Annotated in this window: 19 protein-coding genes; 12 read left to right on the forward strand and 7 right to left on the reverse strand. The window is 57.7% G+C overall.

Going from position 1 to position 16,639, the window contains the following annotated elements:
• Positions 1-9 precede the first annotated feature (9 nt).
• From AC2FNC_RS16995 to rpsF, 5 genes are all read right to left on the reverse strand, one after another.
• Positions 10-711, reverse strand: a complete 702-nt coding sequence (locus tag AC2FNC_RS16995) for an autoinducer binding domain-containing protein (RefSeq protein ID WP_480473391.1) — start codon at positions 709-711, stop codon at positions 10-12.
• Positions 712-946: 235 nt separating this feature from the next.
• Positions 947-1,432 (reverse strand): transglycosylase SLT domain-containing protein, encoded by a 486-nt coding sequence (locus tag AC2FNC_RS17000; protein WP_480517480.1) that lies wholly within the window; start codon positions 1,430-1,432, stop codon positions 947-949.
• Between the two features lie 166 nt (positions 1,433-1,598).
• Positions 1,599-2,216 carry a 50S ribosomal protein L9 gene (gene rplI / locus AC2FNC_RS17005; RefSeq protein ID WP_496716025.1) on the reverse strand — a complete coding sequence of 206 codons (618 nt, stop codon included), beginning with the start codon at positions 2,214-2,216 and terminating at the stop codon, positions 1,599-1,601.
• Positions 2,217-2,228: 12 nt separating this feature from the next.
• The gene (rpsR, locus tag AC2FNC_RS17010) at positions 2,229-2,456 is read right to left on the reverse strand and encodes a 30S ribosomal protein S18 (RefSeq protein WP_005608650.1); all 228 of its coding nucleotides are present in this window, start codon (positions 2,454-2,456) and stop codon (positions 2,229-2,231) included.
• Positions 2,457-2,484: 28 nt separating this feature from the next.
• Positions 2,485-2,838 carry a 30S ribosomal protein S6 gene (rpsF, locus tag AC2FNC_RS17015; RefSeq protein ID WP_209503558.1) on the reverse strand — a complete coding sequence of 118 codons (354 nt, stop codon included), beginning with the start codon at positions 2,836-2,838 and terminating at the stop codon, positions 2,485-2,487.
• A 353-nt stretch (positions 2,839-3,191) separates the two neighbouring features.
• On the opposite strand from rpsF, the gene AC2FNC_RS17020 reads away from it, so the two are divergent.
• Together AC2FNC_RS17020 and AC2FNC_RS17025 are read left to right on the forward strand one after the other, a co-directional pair.
• Positions 3,192-3,638, forward strand: a complete 447-nt coding sequence (locus AC2FNC_RS17020; protein ID WP_480553789.1) for a hypothetical protein — start codon at positions 3,192-3,194, stop codon at positions 3,636-3,638.
• Between the two features lie 125 nt (positions 3,639-3,763).
• Positions 3,764-4,336, forward strand: a complete 573-nt coding sequence (locus AC2FNC_RS17025) for a YceI family protein (RefSeq protein WP_496716027.1) — start codon at positions 3,764-3,766, stop codon at positions 4,334-4,336.
• A 57-nt stretch (positions 4,337-4,393) separates the two neighbouring features.
• Here the strand turns inward: AC2FNC_RS17025 and AC2FNC_RS17030 are convergent, their stop codons facing one another.
• Positions 4,394-5,617 carry a cytochrome b/b6 domain-containing protein gene (locus AC2FNC_RS17030; protein WP_496716028.1) on the reverse strand — a complete coding sequence of 408 codons (1,224 nt, stop codon included), beginning with the start codon at positions 5,615-5,617 and terminating at the stop codon, positions 4,394-4,396.
• Between the two features lie 174 nt (positions 5,618-5,791).
• On the opposite strand from AC2FNC_RS17030, the gene fabD reads away from it, so the two are divergent.
• The 7 genes from fabD to mltG all read left to right on the forward strand — a co-directional run bounded on the left by fabD (position 5,792) and on the right by mltG (position 12,099).
• Positions 5,792-6,730, forward strand: coding sequence for an ACP S-malonyltransferase (gene fabD, locus AC2FNC_RS17035; RefSeq protein ID WP_496716030.1), 939 nt, complete (start codon positions 5,792-5,794; stop codon positions 6,728-6,730).
• Between the two features lie 42 nt (positions 6,731-6,772).
• Positions 6,773-7,510 (forward strand): 3-oxoacyl-[acyl-carrier-protein] reductase, encoded by a 738-nt coding sequence (gene fabG / locus AC2FNC_RS17040; protein ID WP_480473386.1) that lies wholly within the window; start codon positions 6,773-6,775, stop codon positions 7,508-7,510.
• 207 nt (positions 7,511-7,717) lie between these two features.
• Positions 7,718-7,951 carry an acyl carrier protein gene (locus AC2FNC_RS17045; RefSeq protein WP_050602116.1) on the forward strand — a complete coding sequence of 78 codons (234 nt, stop codon included), beginning with the start codon at positions 7,718-7,720 and terminating at the stop codon, positions 7,949-7,951.
• Positions 7,952-8,089: 138 nt separating this feature from the next.
• Entirely contained in the window at positions 8,090-8,629 is a 540-nt protein-coding gene (locus tag AC2FNC_RS17050) for a GNAT family N-acetyltransferase (RefSeq protein ID WP_480473385.1), read from the forward strand.
• A 123-nt stretch (positions 8,630-8,752) separates the two neighbouring features.
• Positions 8,753-9,496, forward strand: coding sequence for a 1-(5-phosphoribosyl)-5-[(5-phosphoribosylamino)methylideneamino]imidazole-4-carboxamide isomerase (locus AC2FNC_RS17055; protein WP_496716033.1), 744 nt, complete (start codon positions 8,753-8,755; stop codon positions 9,494-9,496).
• Between the two features lie 179 nt (positions 9,497-9,675).
• Positions 9,676-10,941, forward strand: coding sequence for a beta-ketoacyl-ACP synthase II (fabF, locus tag AC2FNC_RS17060; RefSeq protein ID WP_480621962.1), 1,266 nt, complete (start codon positions 9,676-9,678; stop codon positions 10,939-10,941).
• Positions 10,942-12,099 (forward strand): endolytic transglycosylase MltG, encoded by a 1,158-nt coding sequence (mltG, locus tag AC2FNC_RS17065; RefSeq protein ID WP_496716034.1) that lies wholly within the window; start codon positions 10,942-10,944, stop codon positions 12,097-12,099.
• 90 nt (positions 12,100-12,189) lie between these two features.
• On the opposite strand, the gene AC2FNC_RS17070 is transcribed toward mltG, so the two are convergent.
• Positions 12,190-13,455, reverse strand: coding sequence for a DEAD/DEAH box helicase (locus tag AC2FNC_RS17070; RefSeq protein ID WP_496716040.1), 1,266 nt, complete (start codon positions 13,453-13,455; stop codon positions 12,190-12,192).
• Between the two features lie 701 nt (positions 13,456-14,156).
• Here AC2FNC_RS17070 and AC2FNC_RS17075 point away from each other — a divergent pair.
• The 3 genes from AC2FNC_RS17075 to AC2FNC_RS17085 all read left to right on the forward strand — a co-directional run bounded on the left by AC2FNC_RS17075 (position 14,157) and on the right by AC2FNC_RS17085 (position 16,532).
• The gene (locus AC2FNC_RS17075) at positions 14,157-14,501 is read left to right on the forward strand and encodes a hypothetical protein (RefSeq protein WP_267366896.1); all 345 of its coding nucleotides are present in this window, start codon (positions 14,157-14,159) and stop codon (positions 14,499-14,501) included.
• Positions 14,479-15,780 (forward strand): DNA-packaging protein, encoded by a 1,302-nt coding sequence (locus AC2FNC_RS17080; RefSeq protein WP_496716036.1) that lies wholly within the window; start codon positions 14,479-14,481, stop codon positions 15,778-15,780. The genes AC2FNC_RS17075 and AC2FNC_RS17080 overlap by 23 nt, the downstream gene beginning before the upstream one ends.
• A gap of 185 nt (positions 15,781-15,965) precedes the next feature.
• Positions 15,966-16,532 carry a C39 family peptidase gene (locus tag AC2FNC_RS17085; RefSeq protein ID WP_496716038.1) on the forward strand — a complete coding sequence of 189 codons (567 nt, stop codon included), beginning with the start codon at positions 15,966-15,968 and terminating at the stop codon, positions 16,530-16,532.
• The last annotated feature ends 107 nt before the right edge of the window (positions 16,533-16,639 follow it).

Consider the following 16,639-nt stretch of genomic DNA (forward strand, 5'->3'; position numbering starts at 1 on the left):
TTTTTTTGTTTATCCCGGGGTAATAAGCCCGATCGCTATCGCCCGCCCTACAGCCTGAGGGGTGGTCAGCGCACTAAGCTTTTCCCGGCTCGAACGCAAGTGTACTTCTACGGTTCGGTGCGAAATAGACAAAATATCGCCGATATCCTGCTGCGACTTACCTGCGGCGACCCATTGCAGGATTTCCGCTTCGCGAGAGGACAATGTCGGATGATATAGTGCGTTGGTCAGCTGATCCGACGACACGACATTGTCGTGGATGTGTACGGCCATGGCCTGCAAATCGCCGATAAAGTTTGTATAGAGCTTACGCCACTCTTCCTTGCTGCAATTTCGGGTTGCGCTCAGCAGGCCAATATCGCCGTAAGGGCCGCGTACCGGGATCGTAACTCCCTGACTGGGCAGGCCAAAATCATGAGCATCCCGGAACACACGCTGAAAATCCGGACTCCGTTCAAGACGGCTCCAATCCACCGGCGCAATACTGCGGCGGGCCATGTGGATGGTCGGGTCGATCATGATCAGACCTTGTTTCTGGTAGTGCTCGGTCCAGGCGTCGTCATAGGTGACAAAGCCAGCCACTGTTCCTGCCGCGGGATTCATACCAGCGTAGGCCGCATGATCCATGTCATGCTTCTCACAGATTTGCCTTAGAAACTCGGTATATCGAACTTCAGAATCCGGCAGAGTGCTCAGATCGACAATTTCCATGTGGCGCCTACCAGCTGTGGCCCATCTTGCCGCCCGATGGTGTCGTCGAGCATGCGTATTACACAGAGTGGAACCCGTTTACCTCACCACGTCAGAACATCATACTTTTCTAAACATGACAAGGAGAGGTCTTAATTGTCTGTGCAATACCGCATATTGCGACAACCAATAGAACATTTTTGTCACTATTCAGTTTCAAGTGCCAAATCCGGCCAATTTCTGACGCCAATGGACGTCAGGGCGCCGGTCTCAACCCGGTTTCGACCAGCATCCCCTTGGCTTTTGCCTCTGGATAGTAACCTTTGGCGTACAGGAAAATCGCCCTGCGTTGATCCCCGTCGGACAGCAGCCAGGCACCGCGCAGGTACTTTCCCGCAAACTCAAGGTTGGTGTCTGCGTCCAGCAAACCTTCGGCTTTACCGGTGTAACCCATCGAGCGCGCAGTGGCGGGTAGAACCTGTAGAAGGCCGTAATAGGGCTGGTTGACGGCCCATGGTCGGTGCGTGCTTTCACGTATGGCCAGCTTGTGAACCAGCTCTCGCGGAACCTGATAATGATCCGCCCATCTGTTGATCGAAGCTCTCAGCTCGGGCGTTTCATTTGGGTGAAGCGGCGGGTCAAAACGTGGCGTACCCGCCTTGGAGACCTGGTCTGCCCCGCAGGCAACCAACGACACAAATAGAAACAGTGCCAGGAAACTTTGGCGCAGATAAACAAGCATTTTTCGGTCCTCTGGATTTCGGCGGCAATGATACGGATCGACAATAAGCCTTCAAGCTTACCCCGGAAAATGGGCTGAAACTTGCCGGTACGACTTGTGAACACATAGGGAAAAAAGAAAAGGCCGCGCTTTGGCGCGGCCTTTGGAATGCTCACAAGCAGCCGGATCAGGCTTTGGCTTCGTCTTCTTCAACCGGTGCTGCGTCGGCAACCATGTCGTCGTCCGAAGCGGCCGAGCCGATGTCGTCGAACAGTTCGGCGATCTCGAATTCAGCAGCGGCTTCTTCTTCAGCAGCCAGTTCCTGAATCGATTTGCCCGAAGCCTGCAGTTCGGCTTCTTCTTCCGAACGGGCCACGTTCATTTTGATTTCGACTTCAACCTCGGGGTGCAGTTTGACTGCGACAGTGTGCAGACCCAGTTCCTTGATCGGGGCGATCAGGACAATCTGTTTCTTGTCGACGGTGAAACCTGCGTCGGTTGCGGCGTCAGCGGCGTCACGCGGGGTGACCGAACCGTACAGAGCGCCGGCATCCGATGCCGAGCGAATCACGATGAACTGCTGACCGTCCAGCTTTTCAGCCAGTGCTTCAGCTTCTTTCTTGGTTTCCAGGTTGCGGGCCTCAAGCTGCGCTTTCTGGGCTTCGAACGACGCGATGTTGGCGTCGGACGCGCTCAGGGCTTTGCCTTGGGGCAGCAGGAAGTTGCGGGCGTAGCCGGGCTTGACGTCAACGACGTCGCCCATCTGACCCAGTTTCGCAACGCGTTCCAGCAGGATAACTTGCATGTCAGTCTCTCCTTACTTCACAGCGTAGGGCAGCAGGGCGAGGAAGCGGGCGCGCTTGATAGCACGGGCCAGTTCACGCTGCTTCTTCGCCGAAACGGCGGTGATGCGCGAAGGAACGATCTTGCCACGCTCAGAGATGTAGCGCTGCAGCAGACGGGTGTCTTTGTAGTCGATCTTCGGCGCGTTCTCACCCGAGAACGGGCAGACCTTGCGGCGGCGGAAAAATGGTTTTGCGGCCATGGTTTAGAGTCCTTTTCTCAGGCGTTGATCAACGGCGCTCGCGGCGTTCGCCACGTTCGTCACGCTTCTGCATCTGAACCGACGGACCATCTTCGTGGCCGTCGACCTTGATGGTCAGAACGCGCATGACATCTTCATGCAGACGCATCAGGCGTTCCATTTCCTGCACCGCGCCCGAGGGGGCATCGGTTTTCAGAAAGGCATAGTGGCCTTTGCGGTTTTTGTTGATCTTGTAGGCCATCGTCTTGACGCCCCAGTACTCGCTATCAACCAGCTTGCCGCCGTTGTCAGCCAGAACGGTGCCGAAATGTTCGACGAGGCTTTCCGCCTGCGCGTTGGACAGATCCTGACGCGCGATCATTACATGCTCATACAGTGGCATGTGCACTCCTGTTTATATCAAGGCGCATTTCATAGGCGGGGCCAAACGTTCCTTCGCGACCCTGCCACGAGAGGCTGCGCGATTCATACGACTGCGAAGGATGGCCCCGTATACACGTCTGAGCCGCAAGGGCAAGCCCTGCCACATATGCCTCTGAGACGCCGCCCAAATTCCTTTAGGCCGCCCAATTGCTGACGCTTTTCGGCTCAAAGTTGTTTTGCATACCGGACATCAACCGGATCAACAGAATTTCGAAAGTAACCTTAAAAGGGTGACGTGTTATGACCGCTACTAACACAAACGCATATCAGGAAAACGTTGCCGGCTCGCGATTTGAAAATTCAGTGCCGGTAATGATCACGTTTGCACCGAACTGGAAGGCCCGCCTGGTCCTGGCGCGGATGGTCGGGGCGTTCCTGATCGTTTCCGCGTTTTCAATGTGGTTGATGCCCGGATCGGTCGTTGGCGCAGATGTTTGGCCGATCAAGATGGCGGCGTCCATGCTGTTTCTGGTCGTTGGCGTCGCCCTTCTGACGATCGAGGTTCTTGACCCGCGTCCTGACGCCTATTTCGACCCGATCCGTCGCGAAGTCCGGGTGTTGCAGAAAAACGGAGACGGGCGCCCTCAGACTGTCCTGCGCCGCAGCTATGACTCGCTGGGTGGGGCGCGTTTCGAAGAAAACGAAGTTCATCTGTTTGACGTGGATGGCAGCCTTTTGATGAAGCTGCCACTTGAATCTGCGGATGTCAGCCGGGCGCTGAAAGGTCAACTAAGCAAGAGCGTAACAATTTTCGGCTGAGTTTTATTCTGTTCAAAAACGAACAGAAGTTGTGAATCAAAATTGGTTGTGTGCTGCCCCTGGGCAGCACATTTTGCGTTCAAGCAATCCTGACGGATTGCAATCACAAAACCGCGGAGATTGATATGAAATCCACCTTTCTTGCTGCTGCATTGGCCGTGTCAGCGACTACGGCACTCGCCAGCGCCGAGAAATACGTATTGGACCCCAGCCACAGTCAGGTCATTTTCAGCTATGACCATCTTGGGTTCTCAACCACGACTGGCATGTTTTCCGGCTTTGTAGGCGAGATCATGTTTGATCAGGAAAACCCCGCCGCTTCGAGCGTGAGCGTGTCGATGCCCGTATTGGAGATGTTTACCGGCTGGAAACCCCGTGAAGATCACTTCATGACCGAGGATTTCTTTGGCGCGGCCGAAGGAGATTTGATCACCTTTACATCGACAGGAATCGAAGTGACCGGTGACAACACCGCGAACATCACTGGCGATCTGACGATGAACGGTGTGACCAAATCAGTTGTTCTGGACGCAAAGCTCAACAAGGCTGACACCCACCCGATGGCAAACCAGCCCTGGGCTGGTTTCAATGCCACGACAACGCTGGTCCGCAGTGAATTCGACCTGGGTCAGTTTGCACCGTTTGTCAGCGACGAAGTGCAAATCCAGATTTCGGTCGAGGCACAAAAAGCCGAGTAATCGCAGAATCACGAACAGAAAAACGCCGGTGATTTAATCACCGGCGTTTTTTTTGCCTTACTGACCGCGTATCGCAGTGAGTTCTACGGATACTGCGACGGTAAAGCCCAGCGAGTCTTCGGTAGGCTGCGATGTGCCTACATCAAACGCCAACCGGTTAAGCTCGATTGTGCCCGCCATGGTAGCAGTGTCGCCCTGCAGGTCCAGCGAGAAAAGCAAAACGACATCGATCGACTTGTCGCGAATAGTAAGCGGGCCGCGCGCCTCATAACCACTTTCGGTTTTATAAAGATCGGCCTTGAACTGAGCAGTGGGGAACCGGGCGTTGTCGAAGAAATCTGGCCCCATGGCCTGATCGGATACGGTTCCAAGACGAAGCGAGCCAATGGATATCGTGACATCGACAGATCCCGCCAGGCCCGGGTCTGTGGGCTCGTCAAAGGTAATTGCGGCAGTCCAGTCAGAAAACGAACCTGTCACGGGGCTGTTCAATTGCGAAATTGTAATCGACAGCGTGCCGCTCTGAACTTGCCATTCCGATTGAACCTCAGCCAATTGGACATCCGGGGCTTCCCCTATGTTAGGGGCCAGCTTCCCGGTTGCCCAGCCTCCGGTGACGACGACACCCCAGACCGCCAGTGCAGCGACGGCTGGAATCAGTGAATGGGTTTGATGTGGTGGTTCCGGCGCATCTGACAGACCCGGTAACATCCGACGCAATGTGCCGTCCTTGTCGATGACGTGATGTTTCAGCGCACCTGCAATGTGCAGGACAAGGGAAACAACCAGAACCCACATGAAGAGCCAGTGCAGAACTCCTGTAACCTCGGCCACGGCGGTGGCTTTCGGTACAAAAGGCAGGTTTTGGCCGAAGGGCCAAAGGATTGGGGCAAAGCCCTCGGTCGCGGCGTGGTGAATCCAACCGGTCAGGGGCACAAGGACCAGCGAACCGTAAAGCAGCCAGTGGACGGTTTCAGCGGCGAAGGCTTCGGGTTTGTTGTCAGCATTCAGAAGGCCGGGCTTGGTTTGCGTGAACGCCCAAAGAATGCGGGCCAATGCCACGAAGAACACGGTAACCCCTACGGTTTTATGCAATGAGAACACGCGCGCTGCACGGGCAATTTCCAACTCGGTCGGGGCCGCTGCCGAGTGCAATACCGCATGTGCCAGATTGTCCGCGACCCAGCCGAGGGGCAAAGCCGTGAAGATCAGCAACGCGGTTAGCCAATGAAACGTCTTTGCGATGCTGCCGTAGCTTGAAAAGGAATTGGTCGATTGCATGTGTCGGACGCTCCGGGATTCTGGGTTGTGCCCAAGGTAAAGCCGGATGAAACAGACACAAGTGAGCGCGGGTGCACACAAAAGGTGCCACAATGCAGAAAGCAGGCAATGCTTGTGCCAGACGATCAGTCAGTTTACACCCCGCCGCAACCTGAAACCATCCATGAGGTTGCAATGACACTCGCGTTCGTTTTTCCGGGACAAGGCGCCCAGACCATAGGTATGGGCAAAGCTCTGGCAGAGGCCTATCCGGCGGCTCAGGCCATTTTCGATGAGGTGGACGACGCGTTGGGCGAGAAGTTGAGCAGTCTGATTTGGGACGGTGATATTGCTGACCTGACACTGACCCAGAATGCTCAACCCGCGTTGATGGCGACATCGATGGCAGCCATGCGTGCTTTGGAAGCCGAGGGCGTATCCGTCAGCATGGCGGCTTTTGTGGCGGGGCATTCACTGGGTGAATACTCGGCTCTGGCCGCGGCGGGGGCCTTGTCTGTTGCAGATACAGCGCGTTTGCTGCGCACCCGTGGTCAGGCTATGCAAAGCGCGGTACCCGTGGGCGAGGGGGCCATGGCCGCCATTCTGGGGCTGGATCTGGAGGCCGTACGCGCCGTGGCGGAAGAAGCCGCACAGGGCGAGGTCTGTCAGGCCGCAAATGACAACGATCCCACGCAGGTCGTCGTGTCGGGTTCAAAAGCGGCTGTCGAGCGCGCAGCCGAGATAGCCAAGGAAAAAGGTGCAAAACGTGCCGTTATGTTGCCGGTAAGTGCTCCATTTCACTGTTCGCTGATGAAACCTGCTGCAGATGTAATGGCAGAAGCGCTTGCTGCCGTCGAAATTAAGGCACCAGCCGTACCTTTGGTGGCCAATGTTCGCGCCGAGGCTGTCAGCGATCCGGATCTGATCCGTCAATTGCTGGTCGAGCAGGTGACCGGTTCGGTTCGCTGGCGGGAAAGCGTGCAATATATGGCGGCTCGAGGCGTGACTGAAACATGGGAAATCGGCGCTGGCAAGGCGCTGTCCGGTATGATCCGCAAGATCGATCGCGAAATCGCGGGCAAGGCCGTGGGCACACCGGAAGACGTTCAGAAGACCATTCAGGTCGAATCGTAAGCTCAATCCGCGTTGTAAGCGACGCAGCAAGAGGGAAACCGAATGTTTGATTTAACAGGTAAGAATGCGCTGATCACCGGTGCTTCGGGCGGTATCGGAGGTGACATCGCACGTGCGTTGCATGGCGCAGGTGCAACGGTTGGTTTGTCCGGTACACGCGTTGAACCGCTTCAGGCTCTGGCCGACGAACTGGGCGAACGCGCGCATGTTCTGCCCTGCAACTTAAGTGACCCGGAAGCCGTTGAAGCGTTGCCTAAGCAAGCGGCCGAGGCGATGGGATCGGTGGACATTCTTGTAAACAACGCCGGAATCACGCGCGACAACCTGTTCATGCGCATGTCCGACGAAGAATGGCAAAGCGTCATTGACGTGAACATGACCTCGACCATGAAACTGTGCAAAGGGGTGATCCGGGGCATGATGAAGGCGCGCTGGGGCCGTATCGTCAATATCTCGTCCGTGGTGGCCGCAATCGGCAATCCGGGGCAGGCGAACTATGCCGCGTCCAAGGCCGGTATGATCGGGTTTTCCAAGGCTTTGGCCCACGAAGTTGCGACACGCGGAATTACTGTGAATTCCGTGGCACCTGGATTTATCACAACTGCAATGACCGAGAAACTGACCGAGGAACAGAAAAAGGGTCTGTTGCTCAAGGTTCCGGCCGGTCGCATGGGCGATCCCGAGGAAATTGCAGCTGCCGTTCTGTATCTTTCCAGCCCCGAAGCGGGCTATGTTACCGGAAGCACCTTGCATGTGAACGGTGGTATGGCCATGTTGTGAGCGCGACAGGGGCGAGTGCGAAAGCGTTTGCCTCTTGCGTCGACTATGCTATAGGCGGCGCATCTATGCGGGGCCGGTCGTTCAGGTCGGCCTTCTATTTCCCGGTTCGCCGGGACCGAAACCGCCCAAAACGGGCAAACCAAAGCCAACCCGTGCGGGCAAGGGCAGAATCGGGCGGACCGCCCTGTAAAGGAATGAGGAATTGACATGAGCGACGTCGCAGATCGCGTTAAGAAGATCGTTGTTGAGCACCTGGGTGTTGAAGAAGATAAAGTCGTGGAAAACGCGTCCTTCATCGACGATCTGGGCGCAGATAGCCTGGACACAGTTGAGCTGGTCATGGCCTTCGAAGAAGAGTTCGGCATCGAGATCCCCGATGACGCAGCCGAGACCATCCAGACCTTTGGCGACGCCGTCAAGTTCATCAGCGAAGCGTCCTAAGCGTTTCTTTCTGATCAAAATCGGCGCTTCCGGGCAACGGGGGCGCCGTTTTTTTATGCCTGCCCGAATTTCGGACTTGCGTGGCTATTGTGGCCTGCGCACTGTTTCCACTGAGGCAAAACTCAAAGTGGACAGGGCATGATAAGATCCACTCCGATGATAAATACCGCGCGTTTGACGCTGTGCGCCATGCGCCCGGAAGACTTTGACCGGTTTGCGGAAATTTGGCGTGACCCTTGTGTCGTCCGGCATATCGGCGGCTCTCCCCGGTCGCGTGGCGAAGCGTGGGATTCGTTCCTGCGTAATGCCGGGCATTGGCAGATGGCCGGTTTTGGCCAGTGGGGCGTGATGCAACAATCGAATCGCAAGCTGATCGGGCAGGCCGGATTCTTCTATAGCAACCGATGCATGGGCGACGATTTCGACGGCTTCCCCGAGGCGGGGTGGGTGCTGGTCCCCGAAGCACAGGGGCAGGGATTGGGATACGAGGCAGCCAAGGCTGCGCATGACTGGTTTGATCGGGTGATTCCCGGACCGTTGGTCGCGATGATAAACGCGACGAACATGTCTTCGCAGAAACTCGCCAAGAAGCTAGGCTATGTTCTGATGCGGGAAGGGGTGTATAATGAAACCCCGGTGCATTTGTTACGACGCAACGGACCGCCAGCTCGCGCATAGATTCGCCACTTAAACAGTATGCCGCAAAATGGCCAAGCTGTGCCGATCCCGGTGATTTCGGGCGGGCGTTCTGGATGTATGCTGCCGGGGATTTTCAGAGCGATTGAGCGGAGGACCAAGCTCATGAGGATTTACCCCACGATGGAACTGCAGAACGGCCGGTGTGTCTCGCTGGACAAGGGTCGTCTGGAAGAAGCGATGATCTGGCACGTGAATCCGGTAGAAACCGCACGGAGCTGGGCAGAGGCGGGTGCCGAATGGATGCACCTGACGGATTTCGACGCGATCGAGGGTAAGGATACCAACGCGCAGCTGGTCGAGGATATCCTTCGCAAGGCCGAGATTCCGGTGCAGTTGGCGGGTGGCATGCGCTCGCGCGAGCAGATTGAGCGCTGGATCGACAAGGGCGCGGGCCGCATCGTGGTTGGCACGCTTGCTGCGCGTGAACCAAACCTGGTCAAGGATCTGGCCAAGCTGCACCCTGACCAGATCGTGCTGTCAGTGGATGTCTGGCAAGGCCTTGTTATGACTGACGGCTGGCGCAGCCAAAGTGCGTTCACGCCCGAAGCCTTTATCGACGCATTCGGCGATACGCCCTTTGCCGCCATCGTGGTAACCGATATCGACAGCGACATCAAAGATGTCGAGGCAAAGCTTGGTCTGATCTCGCGGCTGGCAAACCATTCGCGTACCCCGGTGATTGCCAGCGGTGTCGTGCGCACAGCAGACGATATCTCTCGGCTGGCATACATCCCCAACATCTCGGGCGCGATTGTCGGGCGTGCGTTGTTCCGCAAGACACTGGACTTGGCCAAAGCGCTTGAAACTGCCAAATCGGCCCACGAGCCGGTCGCGCAGTTTCAGTAAGCAACTCCGCCCTTTCGGCTGAACGCGCGAAAGGGCGGTTTTGACAAGCGCCGAATTTCTGGTTTCCTTGGGCATTCGGCGACAGGACGCCGGGACGGAAAGAACCGTTGCTCTTGCCCCCGCACCCCGGGCCGGGGTATGAGCGGTTCTCATAAGAGGAAGCAGGCAAGAGGCACTTCATGCGCAGAGTCGTTGTAACCGGTCTTGGATTGGTCACTCCTTTGGCCAGCGGGGTCGAGGAAACCTGGTCGCGGCTGCTGGACGGAGAGTCCGGTGCAGGCCCAATCACGCATTTCGATGCAGAGGCAAGCGGGGTCGCAACGACCTACGCCTGCGAGGTGCCGCGCGGCGACGGAACCAACGGGACCTTCAATCCCGATGACTGGATGCCGCTGAAAGAGCAGCGCAAGATCGAAGACTTTATCCTGTATTCCATCGCGGCCGCCGAAATGGCCTGTAAGGATGCAGGCTGGCTGCCGGAAGACGAAGAATCGCGCCTGCGTACGGGTGTTCTGATCGGCTCGGGCATTGGTGGTCTGGGATCGATTGCCAATACCGCGAACCTGATCCGCGACAAGGGTCCGCGTCGGGTATCTCCGTTCTTTATTCCAGGCGCACTGATCAACCTGGCCTCGGGTCAGGTATCAATCCGTCACGGGTTCAAAGGGCCGAACCACTCGGTCGTGACCGCATGTTCAACCGGTGCGCACGCAATCGGCGACGCCAGCCGCATCATCCGGGCGGGTGACGCAGATGTCATGGTGGCAGGTGGCGGCGAGGGCTGCATCTGCGAGATCGGTATTGCCGGGTTCAACGCATGTAAGGCGCTATCGACCAAATACGCAGATAATCCAAAGGCTGCCAGCCGACCCTATGACGTGGACCGTGACGGTTTCGTGATGGGCGAGGGCGCCGGCATCGTGGTTCTGGAAGATTACGAACACGCCAAAGCGCGCGGAGCCAAGATCTACGCCGAGGTTCTGGGCTATGGTATGTCGGGCGACGCCTATCACATCACCGCCCCGTCCGAGGATGGCGACGGGGCCGAACGTTCCATGAGAGCGGCGTTGCGCAGCGCCGGGCTGGAGCCGAAAGACCTAGATTACATCAACGCACATGGCACCTCGACCATGGCGGACACGATCGAACTGGGCGCTGTCGAGCGCCTGTTGGGCGAGCATGCCGGGAATGCGACGATGAGTTCGACCAAGTCGGCAACCGGTCACTTGCTGGGTGCTGCGGGCGCGATTGAGGCGATATTCTCAATCCTGGCAATCCGCGATCAGGTCGCACCGCCAACAATCAACCTGGATAACCCGGCTGTTGAAACTCTGATTGATCTTGCCCCCAACGCCAAGCGCGAGCGTGAAATCAATGTGGCGCTGTCGAACTCGTTCGGGTTTGGTGGAACCAATGCCAGCGTGATCTTCGGAAAGGTCAATTAAATGTGGCGGGCCATCGCTTCGAATGCGCTGACCATCCTGGTGGTCGGCCTGTTTCTGGTGGGCGGTCTGATCCTGTGGGGACAGTCGCAGTACAAGGCCGAAGGCCCGCTTGAGACCGCGATTTGCCTTCAGGTCAAAAGCGGTTCGAACATGACACGTGTCAGTCGCGATCTGGAAGATCAGGGTGCCATTCGAAGTTCAATTCTGTTTCGAATGGCCGCTGACTATACCGATCAGGCGCAGCGGTTGAAAGCGGGCAGCTTTCTGGTGCGCGAAGGTGCGTCGATGGCGCAGATCATCGAAGAAATCACCAGCAGCGGCGCCAGCACTTGCGGGTCGGAAATCGAATACCGTATCGGTGTGACACGCACCCAAACCCGCGTGCGTGAACTGGATCCGGCAACACTGGATTTTGTCGAGATTGCTTCATTTGATGCGGCAGAGGAACAAACGCCTGAGGCCTATACCGAGAAACGCAACGAGGCTGATACGCGCTATCGCGTGTCGCTTGCCGAAGGTGTGACCTCGTGGCAGGTGGTTGAAGCTCTGAAATCATTCGAAGCGCTGTCGGGTGATGTGACCGAGATTCCGGCTGAGGGCATGTTGGCCCCGGACAGTTACGATGTTGTGGCCGGACAGGATCGCAATGCGATTTTGCAAGCCATGCAGGACAAGCAACAACTGCGGATCAACGCGGTTTGGGAAAGCCGTCAAGGCGGGTTGCCGCTGGACACTCCTGAAGAGATGCTGATCCTTGCGTCTATCATCGAAAAGGAAACCGGTGTTCCGGAGGAACGCGGCCAGGTCGCCAGTGTGTTCGTGAACCGCCTGAAACAAGGGATGCGGTTGCAAACCGATCCGACCGTCATCTATGGCGTGACAAAGGGGCAGGGCACATTGGGTCGCGGGTTGCGGCGCAGCGAATTGAACCGTCCAACACCGTGGAACACCTATCAGATCGACGGGCTGCCTCCGACGCCGATTGCAAATCCAGGTCTGGCGAGCCTGGAAGCAGCGGTTGCGCCGGATGACACCAACTATGTGTTCTTCGTCGCTGACGGCTCGGGCGGGCATGCGTTTGCAGAAACCCTGCAGGAGCACAATCGCAACGTTGCCAAATGGCGCGAAATTGAAGAACAGCAGAGCTCGGGGAATTAAGCCGGGCGGATTGCTGGTTTTGTTAACAAAATACGCCGACGCCGGTATAAAAACTGGCGTCGGCGTTTTCTTTGGCAGGCTCTTCAGTTCTTAGGCGGCTGAGCGTCTTTTGTTGGGACGGCGCCGTCTGGAGTTGGAAGGTTTCCCATCGCCGTTGGCCGGCTTGGGCTTGAAACCGCGACGGCGGTTGTTTTGACGACGTGCAGGTTGCTGAACCTCGACCCCTTCCGGCATGGTGCCGCTTGTGACAGGGATTTCAATTTTCATCAGCTTCTGGATCTGACGCAACAGGTCGACTTCTTCCGGTGCACAGAACGCGATCGCTTCCCCTTCGCGCCCGGCACGGGCGGTGCGCCCGATACGGTGGACGTAATTGTCGGGCACGTCGGGTAGGTCGAAGTTGATGACATAGGCGACGCCGGGGATGTCGATGCCACGCGCGGCAACGTCGGTGGCCACCAGTATGTTCACCTCACCAGCGCGGAAGGCATTGATGGCCCGGTCACGCTGGCCCTGGCTTTTGTTCCCGTGAATGGACGCCGCGTTAAAGCCGTCGTCCACCAGCCCTTTCATCAGCCGTTCAGCGCCGTGTTTTGTGCGGGTGAAGACCAGTGTCAGCGCATCCGCGTCCTGCGACAGGATTTCGCGCAACTTAGACGGTTTTCCGGGTTTCGAAACAAAGTGAAGGGACTGGGTGATCTTGTCAGCGGCCTTGCCCGGGGGCGAAACCTGCACCCGCTGCGGATTGTTCAGATAGGCACGGCTGAGCTCCTCCATCTGTTTCGGCATTGTGGCCGAGAACAGCATGGTCTGGCGGGGCGTGCCCAGTGCAGGCGCGATGCGACGCAGAGCGTGAATGAAGCCCAGGTCAAGCATCTGATCTGCTTCGTCCAATACCAGATGGCGCACCGAACCAAGGTCAACAGCGCCCCGTTCCATCAGGTCAATCAGGCGGCCCGGGGTGGCGACCAGAATATCGGTGCCGCGTGCGAGGAACATCACTTGTTTGTTGATCGACTGGCCACCAACAACTGTAGCGACCCGCAGCTTTGTTCCTTTGGTGAGGGTGCGCAAACTGTCGGCGATCTGGTTCACGAGCTCGCGGGTGGGGGCGAGGATCAGTGATTTGGCTGTTTTGGGATCGGGCTTGCCGGGCTGCGCCAGCAGGTGGTCGATCAGGGGCAGGCCAAAGGCCAGTGTCTTGCCGGTGCCGGTTTGGGCCAGCCCGAGGATGTCATGCCCGTTCAGGGCCAGCGGAATGGCCTGGTTCTGAATCGGGGTGGGTTGAGTGAAATTGGCGCGTTTCAACGCGTCGTTCAGTGTCGGCGCGAGGCCGAGCATATCGAAGTCGAACAAAAAATTATCCTTTACGGCCCGCAGGTTAAACCCCACGAGCAGGTGGTGACTGGCCACGTTCATGTGACCGGCAGGGTTGTGCGAGACCTCGGGATGCGCGAGCGAATCCAGCGCCATCCGGCCATCGCGTAAAGAACCCTGCGTGAAGGGGAACCGGGAGTAATGTGCTGGCGCTGAGGGGCCTGAAGCCCGACGATGCTCACGCGGTGGCGCCGTGATTAAGGGCACATGAGGGTTTCGGGAGGGAATGTCAAGGACTGGTTTTGCCGCGGGCAGGTTGCGCGCAGGACCTTGACGCGCCGAAATCGGGTGATGCGGGCGATTTTGAGCGCGATTTCGGAAAATGTCAGGTTTGTACACGCGTCAAGGTGGGGAGTGCGCAATTTGTACACGCTGAAAGCGGCACGGGGGTAACCCTGTATTAATCCCTCTGGTCGGTGAGGCGGTCAGGGCTAGGGAGGAAAAAGGGCGGGGCGGCGTTTAGGCCGAGGGTTACTACAGCCGGAAATTCACTGTCCGTTAACCTGCACCGTACGATCCCTGTTGCGCGACTGTTGCGTAAACCCTTGACTTTGCGCGCTTTATCCCGTATAGGTTGTGTCATGCTAGAAGAAGTGGGCGAACGGCCTCGGGGTGACCCGGTGGCCGTTTTTTCGTTTCTCTCGTGCGGAGAACACTCACGCATGAGGTCACAGGCAAACATGACTTTGATTACCCCGGAAGAGCGGATTTCCCAGACGGCTGAACTGTTGCAGTCCCTGGAAAGGTCCATTCGCGATCTGCGGCAAGCGGCAGAAGACCTGCGCAAACAGATCGGTGCCGGGGAGGATGCAGATCTTGCTGGTTCAGCCAAGCAACTCGGTCAGCTGGAGGGGCTGATCCGAAGTTGCCAGAAAGTGGAGACAAGCTTTGTCGAACAACATTACAGACAAGCCGGAATTGCCCAAGGAGGGTACGCGCTCGACCTTGAGCGGGCCCGATTTGAGATCGGGTGCAGGCTGGCTCGCCTCCGCCGATGCTGCGGTGCGGGAGAGATTTCTGAGTGAGATCGGGGAGGGGGGGCTGTGTGCCCTCCCTTTCCTGTTTGAATTCTGGGCGCTGCCGCATCAATTGCCGCCCGAGGGCGACTGGCGGTCCTGGGTGATCATGGGCGGGCGCGGTGCGGGCAAGACGCGGGCCGGGGCCGAGTGGGTAAGGTCGATGGTCGAGGGGCCGAAACCGCTGGACAAGGGCGAGGCGTGCCGCGTGGCGCTGGTGGGTGAAACATTCGATCAGGTGCGCGACGTGATGATCTTTGGCGACAGCGGGATATTGCAATGCTCGCCCCCGGATCGGCGACCCGTGTGGAAGGCATCGGAACGCAAGCTGATCTGGCCCAACGGGGCCGAGGCTCAGGCGTTTTCGGCACATGATCCCGAAGGGCTGCGCGGGCCGCAGTTCGATGCGGCCTGGGTGGATGAGCTGGCCAAGTGGAAGAAGGCGGGCGAGACCTGGGACATGCTGCAATTTGCGCTGCGTTTGGGCGAGAGACCCCGGGTCTGCGTGACCACGACACCGCGCAATGTGAAGGTTCTGAAGGATTTGCTGGCGTCGCCCTCCACCGTGCAGACCCATGCGCCGACCGAGGCGAACCGGGCCAATCTGGCAGCGTCGTTTCTGGAGGAAGTGCGCGCGCGCTATGCGGGTACGCGGCTGGGGCGGCAAGAGCTGGACGGGGTGTTGCTGTCGGATGCGGACGGCGCGCTGTGGACGGGTTCGATGCTTGAGGCGGCGCGCTGCGCACAAGTGCCCGAGCTGGACCGTATCGTCGTGGCGCTGGACCCGGCGGTGACATCCGGGTCTGGCGCGGATGCCTGCGGGATCGTGGTGGTTGGCGCGCAAGTGCAAGGCCCGCCCGAGGACTGGCGCGCGTATGTGCTGGCTGACCGGACGATGCAGGGCGTTGGCCCGGCAGGCTGGGCGCAGGCGGCGATTGACGCGATGGATGAGTTCGGGGCCGAACGGCTGGTGGCCGAGGTCAATCAGGGCGGGCAACTGGTGGAAGAGGTCGTGCGGCAGGTAGACCCTCTGGTCCCTTATCGTGCGGTGCGGGCCTCCCGCGGCAAGGTCGCGCGGGCCGAGCCTGTGGCAGCGCTGTACGAGCAGAGGCGGGTGGCCCATGTGGCCGGGCTGGACGCGCTGGAGGAGCAGATGTGCCAGATGACCGCGCGCGGGTTTGAAGGGCAGGGCTCGCCCGACCGCGTCGATGCGCTGGTCTGGGCGCTGCATGAGTTAGTTGTGGGGCCTGCGGGAGGGTATCGGCGGCCTAGGGTGAGGGCGTTGTGAGGGCCGTCTAGCCTGTGTCACAATAGCCAAACAACTGCTTTGTTCTCTATACAAAAGCACCTACATGGTATTCGGCTTCTTTTCTTCGCTACTTTGGTCTTAAAAAGAACCTCAGAAGAGGATCCTTCGGCGCAGTTTGACTGCAACAGAATAGTTAGAATACGCTTCTGGAAAAGGAGGATGAAGTGTATTTAACGATAATACTGTCATTTTTGTTTCTTATTTTCACTTCGCCATCGGTAAACGCTGAAGTCGGTTGGCGCGAGGGAGCTGTTTCTCACCGACAGTTGCCACCCCCGGGCATAACAAAGTCCTACGTAAGATTAGATATTCCTCACATAAGGCAAGGCGATTATCTATGTGTACCAACTTCGGCGGCAATGGTTGTTCAGTATTTTGGGGGCAGAATTGATCCCGCCGAACTAAAAGCCATCGCTGAAGGTCACAAACCCCAAAGCCAAAGAAATTCAAAGTTCACGTATTGGAGAGATGCCAACTACGCACTTCGCAAGTTTGGGTATAAGTGGAAAATTCGCGATTACCCAAAAACATCCTCTGGCTTTAAATCTGGTCTTCGCGACATAAAGGCGAGTCTGAGAAAAGGCCGCCCGGTACTTATTGATGTCCATCAGGATGAGGGACACACATTTGTTGTAATGGGTTTTAATGATGAAGCACAGGTTGTTTATATTCGCGATCCAAACTTGCCAGGAAAACAGTCTCGCATTTTGAGCTATGCCGTACTGAAGTGAGCAGCCTCATCTGACTGGTCCGATTTGATTGTTAGTGCATCATCGGCCTGTGATCCATCGGGATGATGGTTTCAGGTGCTGGCGGGCGATAGCCCAGTGCACTGTGG

Source organism: Ruegeria sp. BHSA123, from assembly GCF_059613425.1.